At 56.4% G+C, this 18830-nt stretch carries 15 protein-coding genes; 10 read left to right on the top strand and 5 right to left on the bottom strand.

Going from position 1 to position 18830, the window contains the following annotated elements; all coding sequences use genetic code 11:
• Positions 1-32: 32 nt before the first annotated feature.
• Together PUR_RS23875 and PUR_RS23870 are read right to left on the bottom strand one after the other, a co-directional pair.
• Complete coding sequence (locus PUR_RS23875; protein ID WP_179037358.1) at positions 33-452, bottom strand: CBS domain-containing protein; 420 nt, start codon at positions 450-452, stop codon at positions 33-35.
• A gap of 269 nt (positions 453-721) precedes the next feature.
• The gene (locus tag PUR_RS23870; RefSeq protein WP_179037357.1) at positions 722-2149 is read right to left on the bottom strand and encodes a VanW family protein; all 1428 of its coding nucleotides are present in this window, start codon (positions 2147-2149) and stop codon (positions 722-724) included.
• Positions 2150-2432: 283 nt separating this feature from the next.
• Here PUR_RS23870 and ftsE point away from each other — a divergent pair, with 283 nt between their 5' ends.
• The 5 genes from ftsE (at position 2433) to PUR_RS23845 (ending at position 8563) form a co-directional block, all read left to right on the top strand.
• A complete protein-coding gene (gene ftsE, locus PUR_RS23865) occupies positions 2433-3119 on the top strand; it encodes a cell division ATP-binding protein FtsE (protein WP_179037356.1) in 687 nt (228 codons plus the stop codon).
• Positions 3109-4023, top strand: a complete 915-nt coding sequence (ftsX, locus tag PUR_RS23860) for a permease-like cell division protein FtsX (protein ID WP_179037355.1) — start codon at positions 3109-3111, stop codon at positions 4021-4023. The genes ftsE and ftsX overlap by 11 nt, the downstream gene beginning before the upstream one ends.
• A gap of 46 nt (positions 4024-4069) precedes the next feature.
• Positions 4070-5386, top strand: a complete 1317-nt coding sequence (locus PUR_RS23855) for a murein hydrolase activator EnvC family protein (protein ID WP_179037354.1) — start codon at positions 4070-4072, stop codon at positions 5384-5386.
• 117 nt (positions 5387-5503) lie between these two features.
• Entirely contained in the window at positions 5504-6967 is a 1464-nt protein-coding gene (locus PUR_RS23850) for a S41 family peptidase (protein ID WP_179037353.1), read from the top strand.
• Positions 6968-7180: 213 nt separating this feature from the next.
• On the top strand, positions 7181-8563 hold the full coding sequence (locus tag PUR_RS23845; protein ID WP_179038053.1) for a PDZ domain-containing protein: 1383 nt from the start codon (positions 7181-7183) through the stop codon (positions 8561-8563).
• Between the two features lie 838 nt (positions 8564-9401).
• On the opposite strand, the gene PUR_RS23840 is transcribed toward PUR_RS23845, so the two are convergent.
• Together PUR_RS23840 and PUR_RS23835 are read right to left on the bottom strand one after the other, a co-directional pair.
• The gene (locus tag PUR_RS23840; protein ID WP_179037352.1) at positions 9402-10046 is read right to left on the bottom strand and encodes a response regulator transcription factor; all 645 of its coding nucleotides are present in this window, start codon (positions 10044-10046) and stop codon (positions 9402-9404) included.
• A gap of 46 nt (positions 10047-10092) precedes the next feature.
• Entirely contained in the window at positions 10093-11340 is a 1248-nt protein-coding gene (locus PUR_RS23835; protein WP_232101621.1) for a sensor histidine kinase, read from the bottom strand.
• A 304-nt stretch (positions 11341-11644) separates the two neighbouring features.
• Here PUR_RS23835 and PUR_RS23830 point away from each other — a divergent pair, with 304 nt between their 5' ends.
• The 4 genes from PUR_RS23830 to PUR_RS23815 all read left to right on the top strand — a co-directional run bounded on the left by PUR_RS23830 (position 11645) and on the right by PUR_RS23815 (position 16705).
• Positions 11645-12580: an ABC transporter ATP-binding protein gene (locus PUR_RS23830; protein WP_179037351.1), complete on the top strand. Its 936-nt coding sequence runs from the start codon at positions 11645-11647 to the stop codon at positions 12578-12580.
• A 12-nt stretch (positions 12581-12592) separates the two neighbouring features.
• Positions 12593-13765, top strand: coding sequence for an ABC transporter permease (locus tag PUR_RS23825; protein WP_179037350.1), 1173 nt, complete (start codon positions 12593-12595; stop codon positions 13763-13765).
• Positions 13758-15029: an ABC transporter permease gene (locus PUR_RS23820; protein WP_179037349.1), complete on the top strand. Its 1272-nt coding sequence runs from the start codon at positions 13758-13760 to the stop codon at positions 15027-15029. Before PUR_RS23825 ends, PUR_RS23820 begins: the two co-directional genes overlap by 8 nt.
• Positions 15030-15547: 518 nt before the next feature.
• Positions 15548-16705, top strand: a complete 1158-nt coding sequence (locus PUR_RS23815) for a cation:proton antiporter (RefSeq protein ID WP_179037348.1) — start codon at positions 15548-15550, stop codon at positions 16703-16705.
• Positions 16706-16774: 69 nt separating this feature from the next.
• Here the strand turns inward: PUR_RS23815 and PUR_RS23810 are convergent, their stop codons facing one another.
• Entirely contained in the window at positions 16775-17656 is an 882-nt protein-coding gene (locus tag PUR_RS23810; RefSeq protein WP_179037347.1) for a DMT family transporter, read from the bottom strand.
• Positions 17657-17827: 171 nt separating this feature from the next.
• On the opposite strand from PUR_RS23810, the gene PUR_RS23805 reads away from it, so the two are divergent.
• Entirely contained in the window at positions 17828-18712 is an 885-nt protein-coding gene (locus tag PUR_RS23805) for a LysR family transcriptional regulator (RefSeq protein WP_179037346.1), read from the top strand.
• Positions 18713-18830 lie beyond the last annotated feature (118 nt).

Here is an 18830-nt window from a genome sequence, read left to right as displayed (position 1 = left end):
TTCGTGGCGGCGGGTGATGAGTGCGGTATTGTCTATGACCGGAAGGCGAGCAAATCGGAGACATACAACACTCCAGCCAGCTTGCCGCAGTCAGTGACGATAATACTGTCGTTGCGATGTATTGGGTTGCGGTCCAGCGCCATGGCCAGAACCGTGTGGGGCTCACATGCGATGTCGACAATCAGCGGATGTTTATGGGCCAGCTTCATTGCGGGTTCTCTGTAGAACGTATCCGTTCCGAGCCTGCCGGTCGCTACTAAATAGAACTTCTCGCTCATCAGCAATCCGACCGGCTTCTCTGCGGTATTGCAGAGGACGAGACACTTGGATTCCGGGTGCTCAAACATGGTGCGAAGCGTTTGCCGGCATGTGTGATGGTCAAGGACTACCGGGACGGGGCGCATGATTTCCGCCAGCTTGACGGTGGTTGATGCAGCCTTTGTGGTTATCATATGAAGTCATCCTTTCCCGAATGTCTAAATTAATCATAGCTACGAGTATATCATCAGTATATCAGCCGATTGTAAAGAGAGCGGTCTCCCTAAGTAAAGCACGGATTAAATAGATGGGAAAAAGTCTTAAAAAGAAATCCTAATTACGGACGACTCCAACAAGGCCGGAACCGCACTTTGGCGATTCCGGCCTTGTTGGGTTAGAGCGGAGATGATGAAGCGGATGGACGCGGGGCGGCCGATCGGTTTCACTTACCGGTTAGCCCTCTTCAATTTTCCTTCCGTATTCCGTCCTCCACCAGCGGACGTTCGGAGGGTTCCGGCGCGGCCAGTCCGGCTCCGCCCGGACCGACGGCGACAAGGGATCGCTGCGGCCGATAAATGTCGCGCGACAGCCGTTTCCGGTCCACGGCCTTGCCGTCGACCTTGCGGACGAGATAGGTCTCCACGATATACCCCGCTTTGCCTCTCTGGAGCGTGCGCGAGGCTCCGCGCGGCAGGGAAGCATCGGGAACGGTTCGTCTGCCGGGCGCCAGGATTTCCACGGTTTTCGATTCCACCGTGTACGATATATTTTGCGGGAAGGTGCCGAAGAACTTGACGGTCAGCGTACGCCCCCGGACCGCCGATCGGATCAATAAATAGCTGCCGGTGTTATTGCGGAAGCGGAAATTGATCGACCCTTGCGCGAAGGTCGCATCCTGGCCCTTGGGGAGGTAGCTTACCGGCAGGGAGTGGTTGCGCCGCTCCACGATCTCCAGTCCCGTGCGCAGCGCCGCATTATACAGCGTGCTGGACACTTGGCAGATGCCGCCGCCGACGCCCGGCTGAAGCTTGCCGTTCACGATAACCGGCGCTTCGCGGAAGCCGGTGGTGCTCACCGCTTTTTCGACCGCTTTGCCGTAGTCGAATATTCCGCCCGGGGGAAGGAGCGTGTCATTCACCGCTTTCGCGGCGGATTCCACGTTGTAGCTTCTTCCCGGTCCGCTTGCGCCCAGCGAGGTGCTGAATTCGGCTATCTTCCGCGCCACGCCCTGTTCCCGAAGCGAATCGACCGTCACATCGGGCTGCACTGTCTTCAGGGGCAGCTCTATGACGATTCCCTCGCCCCGAGCAGCCTCCGCCCGGTCGAAGCTGACGGGCAGCGCGGCTCTAAGCGAAGCCTCCAGTGCGGCCCAGTCCACCCTTTGTGCGGTGCTTCCCGGCGTGTAGACAATCCCGTCGCTATCCGTGATTCTCCGGGTGGCGTTCACCGGATCGCCGAAGGCGGTGCGTTCCCACTGGGGACTCAGGCTGCGTTTCAATAGAGCGCTGTCCCAATCGGCCTGAAGGCCCCAGGCCTTCTCAAAGCCGCGGCGGGCCTTGACCCGATCCAGCAGGCTTCCGGTCGTCAGCCGGTCCAGGCCGCTTAGAAACAGATCAGCATTATACGAAATACCCGCTTCCTTCAGGGTTAGCCGGATATCCGTCCCCCCGCCGGCAGTCAGCGTGACCGGAACCGCATGGAGCGATTGCAGCTTCCGTTCCAGCTCCGCACGCGCCTGCGCCATGTCCATTCCGCCGACATTCCAGCCCGCGAGCGCCGTCCCTTTCGGCACGCTGCGCTGCCCCGCATATAAATACAGCCCTCCATACACTAGCGAAACCGCCAAAATCAGGCCGGTTAACGCAATCAGGGCGCCATATAATTTTCTCATCGCAAGTCTCCTCTGGAACGATATTTGCGCCGTCAGGCGCTGGTTCTGCCGCGCTCGGTCTCTTTAGAAACACGGTCCGCTATTCCGATATAGTTATAGGGACGCGCGCCCGGGCGTGATATTTTAGATATATATGCCGGGTGCCTTCAAAACTTTCGGGTACTCAAGCAGTTACGGATTTGTTACAATAGATACGTTGCGGTAATATTGCAGTTTATGGAAGCTTGCGCGGAGGATTGTCGAAGAGCGCGAGCGGATAATGTCAGAATCGGGAAGTGATAACTTGATAGAAATGCAGGATATTTGGAAGACGTACCCCAACGGCACCTCTGCGCTACAAGGAGTGTCGGTCAAAATCGACCGCAACGAATTCGTATATATCGTCGGTCCTTCCGGCGCGGGAAAATCGACGTTCATGAAATTGATTTATAGAGAAGAAACGCCGACCAAAGGTCAGATTTCCGTAGGCGGTTTTAATATCGGCAAGCTGAAGCCTCGCAAAATTCCTTACGTGCGCCGCAACATCGGCGTGGTATTCCAGGATTTTCGCCTGCTTCCAAAGCTGACGGCTTTTGAGAATGTCGCTTTTGCGATGGAGGTTATCGAGGCGCCGAAAAAGCAAATCAAGAAACGGGTGAACGAGGTGCTAGACCTTGTGGGTCTGCGCTCCAAAGCGAACCGCGAGCCTTCCCAGCTCTCCGGCGGAGAGCAGCAGCGGATTGCCATCGCCCGGGCCATCGTCAACAATCCGGCGGTTATTGTGGCGGACGAGCCTACCGGCAATCTGGACCCGGAAACGTCGTGGGGCATTATGCAGCTGCTAGACGAGATCAATTTTCGCGGCACGACCATTGTCATGGCGACCCATAACCGGGATATCGTGAACAAAATGCGCAAACGCGTTCTGGCCATCGAGCATGGACAGATTGTCAGAGACCAGCTGAGAGGAGAATACGGATATGAGTTTTAAAACCTTCTTGCGGCATGTGCGGGAAGGCTTCAAGAACGTATTCCGCAACGGCTGGATGTCGGTGGCCTCCATCACATCCATTGTCGTCTCATTGCTCGTGTTGGGTGTTTTTATTTTATTGGTACTAAATGTAAATTCGTTGGCAGACAAAGCGGACAGCCAGGTACAGATTACCGTTCATTTGACGCTGGAAACGAAAGAGGCTCTGCGCGATACGATCCAGAACGAAATTGGCAGCATGCCCGAGGTCAGCAAGGTCGAATTCGTCTCCAAGGAGCAGGGGCTCGCTGAGCTGCGCAAGGATTTGGGGCCGGATGCCGACAGCATCCTGGAGGGATTTGACAAGGACAACAATCCGCTGAACGACGCATTCCGGGTACAAGTGATTGAGCCGACAACCGTACCTTTTGTGGCGAAGAAGATCGAGGCGCTGAACGACACACATCCGGAGAAGCCGATTTACAAGGTGAAATACGGCCAGGGCGCTATCGAGACGCTGTTTAAGATCACGCGTACGATCCGCAATATCGGCTTTGTTTTTGTCGCAGGGCTCGGTTTGATGTCGATGTTCCTGATTTCCAATACGATTCGGGTGACCATACTGGCCCGCCGCAAGGAGATCGGAATCATGAAGCTGGTGGGGGCGACGAATGCTTTTATCCGATGGCCGTTTTTTGTGGAAGGCGCACTGATCGGACTGCTCGGCTCACTGGTTACCGTCGGAGTTTTGTATGCCGGTTATACCGGACTGAATTCGTCTATGAAGGGCGATCCGCTAATGGGTTGGAGACTGTTGCCCTTTAATGATATCTGGATGCAGCTGGGCGGTCTGCTGGTCGGCCTGGGGATACTGATCGGCGTATGGGGAAGCACCGTTTCCATCCGCAAGTTTTTGAAAATATAAGAGTTGGTCATCCGAACACTAATAAACAAAGGACGGGGAACGCGAGTTGAAAAAAATAGCCGCCGGATTAGCCGTACTGCTGCTGTCTGCCGTAATGTTCCAGCCCTCTGAAGGATATGCCAAGAAGACAAGCGTCGCCGAAATCGAGAAGCAGCTTAAAGAGCTGCAGCAGGATGTGAAGAGCGCCAAGGCGCAGCAGGAAAAAGCTTCTGCCCAGGGTCAGCAGGCCCAGCATTACAAGAATAAAACGAACCAGAATCTGCAATACGTGCTCGGCCAGATCGAACTGGTCAAGGGAGAAATGACGCAGATTTCTTCCAAAATCGACAGCACCGAGAAATCGCTGAAGACGACGGCATCCGAGCTGGACGCCGCGCAGGAACGGGTGGATTCACGGCAAAAGCTGATTGAATCCCGCGTTCGTCTCATGTATACGGATGGAGCGGTGTCTTATCTTGACGTGCTGCTCTCTTCCAAGAGCTTCTCGGATTTTCTGGACCGAGCGGATTCTCTTAAGCTGATCGTAGACCAGGATCAGGATCTGCTGGATCAGCATAAGCGGGACGAAGCGATTGTGACCGCCAAGAAGAAGGAGCTGGAAGGCCAGTACGCCCAGGCCAAGCAGCTCTACACCGATCTGGAATCCCAGCGGAGCGTCTTGAAGGAGAAGGAAGCGGAGAAGCAGCAGCTGATCGCCTATTACGACAAGGCTATCGACGACGCCGAGGATATCAGCCAGGAGCAGAACGCCAAGCTGGTACAGCTGGCGAGCCAGCGGGCCGCGCTCGAAGACCAGAAGGACAAGATCAAGGCCGAAGAAGCGGCGAGAAGAGCGGCGGCGGCCAAAGCAGCAGCGGCTAGAAGAGCGGCCACGGAAGCCGCGAAAAGGGCGGCGGCAGCGGCCGACAGCTCAGACGATTCCGACGTCGATCACGGCGGCGACGATTCGGGCGGCACTTACGCCAGCGGCAGCGGTCCGCTGCTGCTGCCCGTGGGCAGCGCGCGGATTTCTTCGCCCTACGGCTACCGGATTCATCCGGTGACGGGAGAGCGCAAGCTGCATACCGGCGTTGATTTCGCCGTTCCGCAGGGCACCGACATTCATGCGGCCGAAGCGGGCACGGTCATTGTCGCGGAATGGTGGAGCGGCTACGGCTACTGCGTGGTTATCGACCACGGCGGCGGCATGTGGACGCTGTACGGCCATATCCGCGAAGGCGGAATCAAGGTCAGCGTTGGAGACAAGGTCGAGCGCGGACAGACCATTGCGGAATCGGGTGCTACCGGTCGGGTAACCGGACCGCATCTTCACTTCGAGGTTCGGATTGACGGAAAGCCGGTCGAGCCGATGGATTACCTGTAGTTTCAAGGAATTATAAATATTATTTGGCATTACGGCATATACTGGAAGTCAGACCGATCCTTATGGACGGACCTCTACAGACCGGCATGATGGACAAGAAGGGACGGTGAAGGCTTCATGATAAAAAAGAGCACCGCGGCTTTTATGGTAATCGCCGCCCTGCTGTGCGGCAGCCTGCTGGCGCTAGCCGTGACAGGCTCGCTCTTTTCCGGACAGGCTGCCGGGGAAAGCTCGGCAACGGCCCTGTCAATCGGCGGACTAGAGCAGAGCGAGGCGAAGAAGCTTGGAACGACGCTCGGCCTGATCGAGAGCAATTACTACCAGAACGTGGACCGAACCAAGCTGATCGACGGCGCGGTTAACGGAATGATGGAAGCGCTCGGCGATCCTTATTCCAATTATATGGCCAAGGAAACGGCGGAGAAATTCGAGGAGAGCATCGAAGGCTCGTTCACCGGCATCGGAGCCGAGGTGTCTTCGGATAACGGCAAAGTCGTCGTCGTGTCGCCAATTAAAGGCTCGCCGGCGGAGAAGGCCGGAGTTCAAGCGAAGGACATTATCGTCTCCGTGAACGGACAATCGCTGGAGGGGATGGATCTGAACGACGCGGTCGCCAAAATCCGCGGCCCTAAAGGCAGCACAGCGGTTCTCGTCATCCAGCGCAGCGGTTCAGCGAACCCGCTGACCTTCAAGATCATGCGGGACGACGTGAAGCTGGAGACGGTTTACTCCTCCATGGAACAGGGCGGCGTCGGCGTTATCGAGATTACACAGTTCTCGCTGAACACCGCGGACCGCTTCAAGGAAGAACTGGACAAGCTGGAGAAAAAGGGACTGAAAGGCCTTGTCATCGACGTCCGCAACGATCCCGGCGGCGTGCTGCCGGTTGTCATCGATATTGCCGAGCAGTTCGTCCCGAACGGCAAGACGATCGTGCAGGTGGAGAACAAGGAGAAGCAGCGCGAGCTGACGACCTCCAAGGGCAGCGGCAAGGATTATCCGGTTACCGTGCTGATGAACAAAGGCAGCGCCAGCGCTTCGGAAATCCTGGCGGGAGCCTTGCAGCAGTCCGCCGGAGCCAAGCTGATCGGCGAGAACTCCTTCGGCAAGGGCACGGTGCAGACCAGCTTCGACAAGCAGCTGGGCGACGGCAGCCTGCTGAAGATTACGATTGCCAAATGGCTGACACCGAACGGCACCTGGATTCACGGCAAGGGCATCAAGCCGGATATCGCCGTGGCCCAGCCGGATTATTTTGCGGTGTCGCCGATTGACAAAAGCCGGCCGCTGCAATACAACACGAACAGCTCGGACGTGAAGAGCGCGCAGACGATGCTTGAGGGCCTTGGCTACAAGCCTGGGCGCAAGGACGGTTATTTTGACGCCGGCACGAAGGAAGCTGTGCGGAAATTCCAGAGCGCGGCCAAGCTGAAGGTCACCGGCATCATTGACGCCAAGACGGCGGAAGCGCTGGAAATGGCCTTGATCAAGGCGATCCAGAATCCGGCGAACGACAATCAGCGCAACCGGGGAATTGAAGAGATCCGAAAGGAGATCGGCGCGAAGGCGTCGAAATCATAAAGAAGGCTGCCTGCAGCCTTCTTTTTCTCATTTATAAGCTTTTGAAGCGAGATCCCCGTTTGGCGGGGGTTATTTCTTGCCGGCAGACAGCCGGAACCCATATTTTTCTGTCCGCTAGGCCTGTCTTTGACCCCTCGATTCCATTAGAATAGAGAAAGAGCCGCACTTAAAGGTGCCGTAGCCCAAAGGAGCGTGACGATCCGTTTGAATGACATGCTGGAACTGCTGGCAAGCTTGGGGAATGCCGCGCTGCATATGCTGACGCAGCCCTTTTATTATATCGCTTTGCTGTTCATCGCCCTTTATTACCGCAGGCAGACGCTGCTGGAGCGGAAGCTTATCCATGTAAAAATGCACAGCTGGGGCCGGGAAGTATGGCGCGTCATTTGGAGCGGACTGGCCGCGGGTCTTCTTGTCTCGCTGGCAGCCGTGCTGCTGGGCGTCTCGGTAACGGGCGCCGCTGTCGTCTGCATCTGGGCGGTCAGCGCCGTTCTGCTCATTTTCCGGGTGCGGTATTTCTGCTTCGCTTATTCCATCGGCCTGCTCGGTGTCGTGCAGTTCATCCTTTCCTTCTTTCCGGATTTCCGGCCGGGAGGATTGGGAGGAGAGGCGGCGGCAGCGGTAAGAGGAATGGATATTCCGGCGCTGCTGGCTTTGGCCGCCATCCTGCATCTTGCCGAGGCATTGCTGGCCCGCTGGCAGGGCCCGGCTCTTGCGACGCCGCTCTTTCTGGAAGGCAAGCGCGGCCGGGTCGTGGGCGGCTACCGGATGGAGGCGTTCTGGCCGCTGCCGCTCTTCCTGCTCGTTCCCGCAGGCGCGGGAGCCGGTGACCTGCCGTGGCAGACGCTGCTCGGCGGCGGCTTAGGCCTCGTCTCGCTGCCGGTCGTCATCGGCTTCAGCCAGCTGACGACCGGCATGCTGCCGCAGCGTAAGAGCGCCCGCGCTTCGGGCTGGCTGCTGCTGTACGGCGCCGCCCTGCTGGGCCTCGCCCTGCTGGCGGATTGGTACAGCCCGCTGACGCTGCCCGCGGCGCTCGCGGCACTGCTGCTGCACGAAGGGCTGGTGTGGTACGGCGCTCTGGAGGAGCGCCGCAGCAGCCCCTTCTTCGTGCATCCGCCGCACGGCCTGAAGGTGCTGGCCGTGCTGCCCGGCAGCCCCGCGCAGGAGCTGGGCATCCTGCCGGGCGAGATCCTGCTGAAGGTCAACGGCGAAGCGTTGACCGGCAAGGCGCAGCAGCTGCACGAGGCGCTGCGGCGGAGTCCGGCGTTCTGCAAGCTGGAGGTGCAGAACGCCGCCGGCGAGAGCAAGTACCTGCAGCGCGCCATATACGACGGCGACCATCATCTGCTGGGCGTCATTCTGGCGCCCCAGCCGGATGAAGATACGACGGCGCCGGAGAAGCCGGCCGGCATCTTCGGCATTGCCCTCATGAAGACGGGCGCCCGCCGCAGACAGGGCGGCGATTCGGCGCTGCCGTCCCGGCGGGAGACGGCAGCAGCGCAAGAGACAGCCGGTTCGCTGTCTCCTGCGGCCTCCGCGCCGGGAGCTTCCGGGGCGCTGCCCGGTTCCGCCGGAGCGGAATCGGCGAAGGGATAAGCAGGGAAGAGGTTATGACCCGCTCTTGGCGTCATAAAAACGAAAAAGCCCGGATTTCCGACACATCGTTGGAAATCCGGGCTTTTTGTGCCTTGCTCTTCTGCTGCACTATCAAATCGGCCGCAGCAGCGGGGTAGCAGTGGTTTCCAAGCTCGGGTCCTCCCGGCAAGCGTGTTGCATAACGCGGCCTCTCTCGGCATGCTTACGTGCATAACGCCGCCTCTCTCGGCAAGCGTGCTGCATAAACAACATGCCGGGGGGACTATCATGCCGTCAGTCGCTGATGGAGAGGCGGATCCAGGTTCAATAGAACCTTTTGCTTAGCCAGAATAGGCGGCGTTTTCCTGCAAACCTACAGGTTTTCATGGTGAATTTCACCCGGGAAGAAGAAATAGCTGCAAGGATGCAGGTATTTTGATACTTGCATGCCAATACGGGGAGAAGGGGGCGAAATGCCTGCGCATTTGCAGGAAATCGATTGGGGAGAGATTCTTGACGAGAAAGAGATGTACAATTGCAGGAATTCTTCGCAACCTCTGCCGCTGAAAGGAATTCACCGAACCCATACTCCGAACCCATTCACCGAACCCATACTCCGAACCCATACTCCGAATCCTTTCCGCAGCCTTTCGCCGCAGCCGCATCGCCTTTTGGGGACTGATTCGCGTTGTGCGCAATGTAAGGGGCAGCCCCGTTTGTTCCCCACTAGGTAGACTCAGATCATTGTAAGGAAAGCCTTGTAATTCCATTCAAGCCGCCCTCTCTTGCTAATCACTGACAGGTACTGATTTGGAGATGAACCTGTCATTTAAGCACCCTCTATGAATACCGCCATGACTCACCGCTGATTCTTCAAATAAAAAATAGCGATCTGTGTCCGGTCCCGCAGTCCCAGCTTGCTTAGAATCTCGGTTATGTAGTTTTTGACCGTGCCCTCGCTTAAGAAGAGTTCGGCGGCGATTTCCTTGTTCGAAAATCCCTCGGCGATCGCCGAGACAATCGACAGCTCCGTTTTGGTCAGCCCGTAGGATTCAAGCGGACAGGGGGCCGTATCCGAGGGGGCGGGCTGAAGAAAGCTCGCCAGCTTGCGGGCAATGTCGGGATGAATGAGCATGTTTCCTTCATGAACCGTTTTGATGCCCTGGATAATGCGGTCCGGGGGGATGTTTTTCAGCAGATAGCCGCTGGCTCCCCCTTTGAGCGCCTCGATAATATATTCGTCATCGTCGAAGGTGGTCAGCATCAGCACGGCAACCTTCGGGTAATCCCGCTTGATCAGCCGCGTTCCCTCCACGCCGTCAATACCGGGCATGCGGATATCCATCAGCACGACGTCGGCTACCGCCCCGTTTTCCAGCAGCTTTAATGCCTCGCCACCGTCTCCCGCGGCCCCCGATACCTGAATATCCGGGTCCATGCCGACGAGCACCTTCAGACTTTCCCGTATAAAGGAATCGTCGTCCACGATTACTACGTTAATCACGATTGCTGTTCCCCTCCTCAAAAGAAACCTGATCTTCCCTGCCGCTCTATATAATTTCGCTCTGCTTGTAGACTGGCAGCGTTGTAATCACAGTAAAGGGATAAGCGGTCCGAATCCGGAGCGTTCCGCCGACCAGCCGGGTCCGCTCCTCCATTCCTCTCAGTCCCATGCCGCCCATGCCGCCAGCTGCGCCGGTAAGGTGTAATTCACGATTACCGCCGGACAGCCGTTCCGCACCAATTCCATCGTCCCGGTTATCGCCATCACCCTCCGCCATTTCGCTTCCATCATCTTCCATAGTCGTCTTTCCGTTATTGCTGATTTCCATCGTGACTTCGGACAGGCTGTAGCGGAGCTTGATGCCGACCGATGTCGCATGTCCGTGCCGGAGTCCGTTGGTGATCGCCTCGCGGGCATTTTTGTACAGCACAACCTGAAGGCTCGGATAGAGCGGATAAGGCGCGCCTTCCACCGTATAGGAGGTCTCGATGCCAGTATCCCGGCCCGTCTCTTCCAGCAGCCGGTCCAGGGCATAAGCGCCTTCAAGCTGCGGCCCCCGGCTGATGCGTCTTACAGCGAAACGCAGGTCGTCCATGCACTCGGCAAGCTGGTCGCGCACCTGCCCCATCATGGTCATGCCCGCTTCGGGAGCGGAGGGAAGCGTGTGAAGCGCGGCCTCCATCATCATTTTGACGCGGATCATTCGGTGGCCGATATCGTCATGCAGCTGGCGGGAAATCCGCACCCGTTCCTCGGCTTGGGCGGCATTTTCCACCTGAGAGGCGAACTGCAGTATCCGGCTGCGCGCTTCGTCCAGCTCGAAATGCTTCTTGCGCAGCTCATCGTACAGATGAAGCGTCTCTTCCTTGCCGCGTCCCGCCGAATGCAGCTGGAAGGACAGCGCGGCAGCCAGCAGAAACACAAGGTTAACCCAGGCGCGAATCAGCGGAGAAGCCTCCATGACGGCGGCGTTCAGGGCGGCCAGATGGATCCCCGCTAGCAGAAAGGGCAGCGGCCGGGGCCGAAGACGGGAATAGACAAGCAGCGCGGACAAGGAGGGAAGGGCCATGAGGCTTCCGTACCTGAAGCACAGCCAGGAAGCGTACAGCATTTCCGCCGCGGCCATCGCCGCCGTAAAACGAGCGGGAAGGCGCGCTCCGAGCGTCGCCAGCAGCAGAAGGATCAGCAGATGCAGGGTGAACTGGCCATTATTGGAATATTCCTGAACGTACATCGAGAGAAAAGCGGGCACGGCAATCAGTCCGTACCGCAGCAGCTTCAGCTCCTTGGTCACACGTCGTCATCCTTTTCGTGAGAGTGATAGAGGTTAAGCCTTCTTCCTTCACTTGCGTGCCTTCCGACGAATGTCTAAACCTGGCGAGGGAAGGCGCAGTATCGCCCTTCCATCTTAGCACATCCTTTACGCTCCGGTACGCGGCCCCCGGCATAAAAAATACATAGCTCCCGCGTTTCTCCCCCAGCCTTACCCGAAGAGATGACTTAAGTCACCTTCACATCATGACCTTCCGTACCTTCGGCGGCCCCCGGGCTGAGCTACAATGAAAACATGAAGAATACAAGGGCAGGAGAGATGAACAATGGCGCTTGCGCAGCTCACCGATGTGGTGAAAAGATACGACAGCAAACTGACGGTGGATCATGTGAACCTGAGCATTAACGAGGGGGAAATATTCGGCCTGCTCGGCCCGAACGGCGCGGGCAAAAGCACGACGATCAGCATGCTCTGCGGCCTGCTGAAGATGGACGGGGGAAGCATCGTCATTGATGGCATCTCCGTAGCGAATCAGTCGCTTGAGGCCAAAAAGAGAATCGGGCTCGTCCCCCAGGACCTGGCGCTGTACGAAGATCTGACTGCCTGGGAAAATGCCTCCTTTTTCGGCAAACTGTACGGTCTGCGCGGCGAATTGCTGAAGGAGCGGGTGCAGGAGGCGCTGGAATTCACCGGACTGGCGGACCGCGCCAAGGATAAACCGTCCACTTTTTCCGGAGGGATGAAACGGCGGCTGAACATTGCCTGCGCGATTATGCACCGCCCCAAGCTGATCATTATGGATGAACCGACGGTCGGCATTGACCCGCAATCCCGAAATCATATACTCGAATCGGTCAAATCGCTCAATAAGCTGGGCTCAACCGTTATCTATACAAGTCACTACATGGAAGAGGTCGAGGCGATCTGCGACCGGGTGGCGATTATGGATAAAGGGCATATCATCGCTTGCGGGACGGAACAAGAGCTGCGGGAACGGGTCGCCCATGAGGAGAAGATCGTCATCAAAGCGGGCAGTGTCACGCCTAAACTGATTCTGGAGCTTAAGCAGCATCCCCGGGTAACCCGGGTGGAAGCGGAAGGCGAGACGGTTGAGTTGTATCTGCCGTCGTCCCAAAGCGAGCTGCAGGACATTCTGTTTATTTTCGCCAAGCATGGGGGCGTCATTCAAGCGCTGCAAATCGAGGAGCCGGATCTGGAGACGTTATTCCTAAGCCTGACCGGACGCAACTTAAGGGATTAGGAGGGGAGAACCATGACTAATATTTGGACGATTGCGGCTTATGAGCTGCGGCGGCTCTTCCGCTCCCGCACGATGCTGATCAACTTGTTCCTGCTGCCGATTCTGCTGATTTTCCTGCTCGGCTCGGCGCTTTCCGGTGTTATGGACGGAGGAGAGGACAAGACGATCGATTCTTTTCGGGTGGGCATTGTCGATTCGGCAGCGAACCCTTCAGAACACTCGCAGCTGGTCGGGAGCTTCCTGAAGTCGCCGGAGGTTACGGAAATCATTACACCGGTAACGGCGGACAGCCGGGAAGCAGCGGTAAGCGGCTTACGTTCAGGAGAATACGGCTATGTGGTCATCGTTCCAGCGGGATTCGACAAGGATATCATGAGCGGGAAGGAAGCGCGGCTTGAATATATTCTCGGTAAAAATCGAACGGACAATATGGTCGCGGCGACCGTGTTCGATAATTTCCTGAGCAGCATCAATTACAGACAGGCCGCCGCCATGAAGCTTGGACCGCAGGCGATTCCCGCGATGACAGTGTCCGGGGAAGGCGGTCCGGCCGCGGTGCTCGGCAAGCTCAATGAAGAAGCACCGGCCTACACCGCCTCCCAGTATTACGCGGCTGCGATGCTTCTGATGTTCCTGCTTATGTGCGGACAAATGGTGATCACCAGCCTGTACAGCGAAAAGGATAACCATACGTTGTTCCGGATCGGCTCCATGCCGGTTAAGGGAGGAGAGCTCTTTATCGGAAAAATGCTCGGCATCGGCCTTGTATCGGTCCTGCAGTGCGCCTCCATTATTGTGGCCACGCACTTTCTGTTCGGGGTGTACTGGGGCAATCGCCCGGGGCTGTTGGCGCTGGTGTGCATGCTGATGATTTTCGCTTCGCTCACTTTGTCGGTCGTTATATGCATGTTCGTCCGTACTGCAGCGCTGGCACGCTCCATTTTAAGCGGGCTCACGGTAGTGATGACGTTTATCAGCGGAGGGATGGCCCCGCTGCCCGATTCCTGGTTGAATACGGGCGGTGCGTTTTCCATCAATCATTGGGGGCTGCGGAGTATTCTGCGGATGATGCTGGAGTCGCCGCTTTCGCAGATTTCGGGCAGTATCGTGATGCTCTCGCTGATCGGTTTCGTGCTGACAGGCTTGGCATTTTTCTCATACCGAAAGGTGGGTTACCATGCATAACATCCTTACCATTGCCTGGAATCTGATCAAACGGATGATTGGCAGACGCCGGGGCGTGATCGCCTATATTCTTATGCCTGGCGTCATTGTTTCCGTCATCATATGGATGACAAGTGGCACCGCAGATCATAAGACGAACATGCTGTACACGAACTTGGACAGCGGCCCCGCGGGAGCGCATATCATTGCCGAACTGGAGAAGACAGGGGATTATACCTTGATTGAAAAAGAAGACGCGGGCGGTCTGCGCACCGGAGTGCTTAACGAGGAAGGCGGTGCGGGACTGTTCATTCCGGCAGGCTATTCGGCCTCGCTGCTCTCCGGCAAGATGCCGCAAATCCATATCTATGAGCTGAAGACGTCCGAAGCGTCGATCACGCTTAAGATGAAGGCCGGGGAAATCGGCGACCGGCTTCGTGAGCTGGCCTCGGCGGTAAACGCGGCCGGAACCGGAGCAGCCACCGGTACGGCTGAAGACACGACCGGTGCCAAGGCGGTCAGCTCGGCTTCCGAAACGGCCTCCGCCATGAGCGGCACGAGCGGCACGGTTGGTGGGCCGGACGCCAATTCGGCCGCTGCGCCCGACTCGCAATTGACCGCCATTCTGCAGCAGGCCGAGCAGCATCTTGTGGGCAGCCAAAAGACCGATTATAACCTGTATCCCCGCGAAAGTCTGGGTGTCGTTACCGGATTTATGCTGATGTTCCTGATGGCTATGGTTACCAGCTCCGTTTCGTTCATTATGGATGACCGCAGGCGGAGAACAATGATGCGGATGTTCAGCGCGCCGGTTCGCTCTTATGAAATTGCAATTGGCAATTTCCTGGGCAGCTTTACGGTAGGCGTGATCCAGGTCGCCGCTGTGCTTCTGGTTGGCCGGTATGTGCTGAACTATAACTTTGAGCTTCCGATGAATCTATATTTTCTTATCCTGGCGGCGTTCATGCTTGTATGCATGGGGCTGGCCAGCACGGTTGCCGGACTCATCCGCAACCCGAACAATGCGGGCATGCTGAACGCCCTCATCCTGACCCCGACCTGCATGCTGGGCGGCTGCTTCTGGCCGATCTCGATCATGCCGGAGTACATGCAGAAGGCTGCGAATTTCGTCCCGCAAAAATGGGCCATTCAGGCCGCCGACCTCGCCGCGACCGGCAGCGGCTGGAGCGAGCTGTGGCTGCCCTTTGCGGTGCTGGGCCTGATGGCAGCCGTTCTGCTGGCCATCGGCTCCGCCATTCTGCGCCCGAGCGAGGCGGCCGTATAGAGCTGCCTGCTTACAGCTGTAATGGCGAAATGATCAATTTTACGTTAAACACATTGTATGAGACGAAGAACGTCCTGATCCATTCCACCGAATGGGCCGGGGCGTTCTTTGTCATTTTAGGGGAGATGATGATGCAGAAAACCTGAAATTGTACATCTTTTCTCTGACGTAGAACCCTCACTGAATAACATACCTGAAAAGATGCAGCTTTTTACTCGTTTAACCTCAAATGCAGTTGGCATTAGCCTTAAATTCCTGCACAATCTCGGAGGCTTTTTCTGCTAACAAACGCTTTTGATCGAAAAAACCTGCACTTTAGCAGGTTTGCTTCTACTCTTTACAACGATTCTAAACAAGGTTATATTTATAGAGATAATTTTAAAAAAACGAATAAACTATCGTTTTATGGAGGAGCCTGTCACAAGGGCTCCTTTTTGCCGTTTTCAGGGCATTTTTCAGGCATTTTTGTGCAAATCCTCTGGCTTTTCCCATCTTACTAAGAAATGGAGCGTTAAACGATGGAATTTATTTTGACTTTGCTGCTGATTCTGCTGTCCACCAAGCTGGCCGGGGATCTGGCGGTGCGCCTGGGCCAGCCGGCTGTTCTCGGCAAGCTGATTGTGGGAATCGTGCTCGGCCCGGCGGTGCTGGGCTGGATTCGGGATGGAGAATTTGTTCATTTTATGTCCGAAATCGGCGTGCTTCTGCTGATGTTCATCGCAGGACTCGAAACGGATCTGGACCAGCTCCGGCGGAGCTGGAAGTCGTCCATTGCGGTAGCGGTGGGCGGAATCATCCTTCCGCTCTTTGGAGGCATGGGCATTGCGGAGCTGTTCGGCTTTTCTTATTCGCATGCGCTGTTTCTTGGCGCGATCTTGAGCGCGACCTCCGTCAGCATTTCCGCCCAGGTGCTCAAGGATATGAACAAGCTGAATTCCCGGGAAGGCTCGACCATTCTGGGAGCGGCGGTCGTTGACGATATTCTGGTCGTGATTATGCTCGCGGTGCTCATGAGCTTGTTCGGCGAGGGAGAATCGGTCTCCTTGGGACTTCTCATCGGTAAGAAGCTGCTCTTCTTTGCGGTTGCCCTCATTGCCGGCTGGCTGATCGTTCCCCGGATACTCAAATGGCTGGCGCCGCTCAAAGTAACGGAAGCGACCGTCAGCATCGCGCTTGTCATCTGCTTTGCTTTTTCCTGGTTCGCCGAATGGACCGGAATGGCCGGCATTATTGGCGCGTTCGCCGCCGGGATCGCCGTCTCGCAGACTGCCTATAAACACACCGTTCAGGAAAAGCTGGAGCCTATCGCTTACGCCATGTTCGTTCCGGTGTTCTTTGTAAGCATCGGGCTGAACGTTTCTCTTAAAGGTGTGGGAAGCCAGATCGGCTTTGTCATTGTGCTGTCGATCGTGGCGGTGCTGAGCAAGATGATCGGCGGCGGCCTCGGCGCGCGTCTGACCGGATTTAACAATCGCTCCTCCATAGCCATCGGCGCCGGGATGATCTCCCGAGGGGAAGTAGCCTTGATTATCGCCGCGATGGGACTCGGGAACGGACTGCTGCACCCGGACTATTTTACCTCGGTTATTATTGTCGTCATTTTGACGACGCTTGTGACTCCGCCCATGCTGAAAGCTATGTTCCGCGAGAAGGTCAAGCCGGGGCAGGATGGATAACATCCAAATTCGTCCGGGAAGCCGGTTCATTTGTTTGCCGGTTTGAGCGTCATGCCCCGCGGCTTTGCTTTAATTGGCGCATTCCATCCTTTTTGGACTCGTGCGCTTGAACTTCATCTCTGCAATAAATAATCCCGATAGAATCAGCGCCGCCCCGACGTAACCACGCAGGGAGAGATGTTCATCGGCAAAGACGTAGGCGAAAGCGGCGGCAAATACGGGCTCCAGAGCAAAAATAAGTCCCGTATGGGTCGGTGTCGTATACTTTTGCGCGATCGATTGAATGATGTAGCCTGCCGCGCTGCACACAACGCTGAGCATCAGGACGGAGATCCAGCCTCCCATGGATGCAGGGACCCGGGGGGATTCGAACAAGAGGGAGAACAACAAGCCCAGGCCGCCGGCGAATCCCAATTGCAGGATACCGAGATTCAGCGTATCGGCAACCTTGGCCGCCGCTCCCGTCACCAGAATATGGACGGCGTACAGCAGCGCGGCAAGGATGCATAATAGATCCCCTGGCTTTACGTTCATCGGACCGTTGAGTGTCAGCAGCCCGATGCCGATCATTGTCACGCAGGCGCCGGCTATTAGCTTCGCCGCAGGCTTCTGCTTTAGCACAATCACCGACAAGGCAGGAACGAAAATGACCGTTAGACTGGCGAGAAAACCGGCATGGGACGTTGAGGTGCTTCGAAGACCGAAAATGACGGAGGCGGAGACGGCGAACAAAAGAAATCCGAGCACGAAGGAATAGAACAGCGTCTTCTTATCTGTCGAACGCAATCGCTTGAACCATACAGCCCCGCACAGGATGAAGGCCAGGAGGAACCGAAGGGCGACCAGATTAAACGGGGATACCGAATTCAATCCATCCTTCATAAAAAGATAAGAGGAGCCCCAGCTCAAAGTGACAAGCATCATCAGTAAATCAGCGTTTCTTTGTTTCATCATAACCGGCTCCTTTTGGTTCAGCTGATTTTGCCAAGGAAATCCGGCCTTCAGAAATCGGCGCTGGACGCATCCTTGTTTTAAAGCTAGTATAAAACTGAATTTAGATTAAATAAAATGAATGTTTATGAAGGTATTCTTGAAAAATATTCATCTAATGGAGGTGGCATGGTGAGTCTGATCAAATATGAAGTCTTTCAAACCATTGTTGAGCTGGGAAGTCTTGCCCGTGCTGCCGAAACCCTTGGGCTTACCCAGTCTGCGGTCAGCCATGCTCTCAGCAGCCTTGAAGACGAGCTGGGCTGCGTTCTGATGGTCCGAAACCGGACGGGGGTGCGTTTGACGGCGAATGGCGAGCGTGTGCTGAAGCATGTGCGGAATATGCTGAGTTGTCACGAACAGCTCAAGCAGGAGGTTGCAGCCATCAATGGAATTGAAGCCGGTATTGTCAGAATTGGCACCTTTTCAAGCATTTCCATCAACTGGCTGCCGGGAATTATCAGCCGCTTTCGGGAGGAGCATCCCCGGATTGAAATAAGGCTGGTTAACGGCGATTTTGACGAGATTGAGGACGGGCTTAAGAACGGAACGATCGATTTAGGGTTCATGTCCCTGCCCGCTTTGGGGAATTTCGAAACCATCCCGCTTAGAGAGGATCGGATGGTCTGCATCGTACCGGAGCATCATCCTTTGAGCGGGAGGGAGCGGATAACGTTTGCCCAGATGGAGCAAGAATCCTTTATCATGCCTACTCCCGGGTGCGATCAGGACGTCAGACGCGTGCTTCAAAAGCTTCCTTGCCAGCCTTGCGTGCAGTTCCTCGCCGGTGACGATTACGCCATCATCGCGATGGTAGAGAACGGGCTTGGAATCAGTATTATCTCCGAGATGATACTGAAGAGCCGCAATCATCGCGTCTCGATGCTGGAACTGGAAATTCCCTGCTCAAGGTCGCTGGGAATCGTTGTTCCTTCCAGGAAGCAAGCTTCACCGGCGGCCAATAAATTCATCGAGCTGGCGCAGCGTTGGGTAGAGGAGTGGAGACTGCCCTCATGAAGAGCGGTTAGCCGCGTTTATGGAGTCCATCTTTCCCCATCCTTTGGTAGGGGACGGCCTCAGACCAGAGGCTGAGAATCAAACCCGCCGTCCGACTGTTTTAAGCCCGCTTGAAAAA

Origin of the sequence: Paenibacillus sp. URB8-2 (assembly GCF_013393385.1) — a bacterium.
In the GTDB taxonomy this organism is placed as follows: Bacteria; Bacillota; Bacilli; order Paenibacillales; family Paenibacillaceae; genus Paenibacillus_AQ.
Note: the sequence above shows the minus strand (reverse complement) of the source record. Positions and strands in the feature narration are given on the sequence as shown.

Excerpts from the sequence above, each read along its gene's own strand:
- PUR_RS23830 (WP_179037351.1), top strand. The coding sequence starts at position 11,645 with ATGGCGCTTGCGCAGCTCACCGATGTGGTGAAAAGATACGACAGCAAA.
- PUR_RS23870 (WP_179037357.1), bottom strand. The coding sequence starts at position 2,149 with ATGAGAAAATTATATGGCGCCCTGATTGCGTTAACCGGCCTGATTTTG.
- ftsX (WP_179037355.1), top strand. The coding sequence starts at position 3,109 with ATGAGTTTTAAAACCTTCTTGCGGCATGTGCGGGAAGGCTTCAAGAAC.
- PUR_RS23875 (WP_179037358.1), bottom strand. The coding sequence starts at position 452 with ATGATAACCACAAAGGCTGCATCAACCACCGTCAAGCTGGCGGAAATC.
- PUR_RS23845 (WP_179038053.1), top strand. The coding sequence starts at position 7,181 with ATGCTGGAACTGCTGGCAAGCTTGGGGAATGCCGCGCTGCATATGCTG.
- PUR_RS23825 (WP_179037350.1), top strand. The coding sequence starts at position 12,593 with ATGACTAATATTTGGACGATTGCGGCTTATGAGCTGCGGCGGCTCTTC.
- PUR_RS23815 (WP_179037348.1), top strand. The coding sequence starts at position 15,548 with ATGGAATTTATTTTGACTTTGCTGCTGATTCTGCTGTCCACCAAGCTG.
- PUR_RS23850 (WP_179037353.1), top strand. The coding sequence starts at position 5,504 with ATGATAAAAAAGAGCACCGCGGCTTTTATGGTAATCGCCGCCCTGCTG.
- PUR_RS23810 (WP_179037347.1), bottom strand. The coding sequence starts at position 17,656 with ATGAAACAAAGAAACGCTGATTTACTGATGATGCTTGTCACTTTGAGC.
- PUR_RS23820 (WP_179037349.1), top strand. The coding sequence starts at position 13,758 with ATGCATAACATCCTTACCATTGCCTGGAATCTGATCAAACGGATGATT.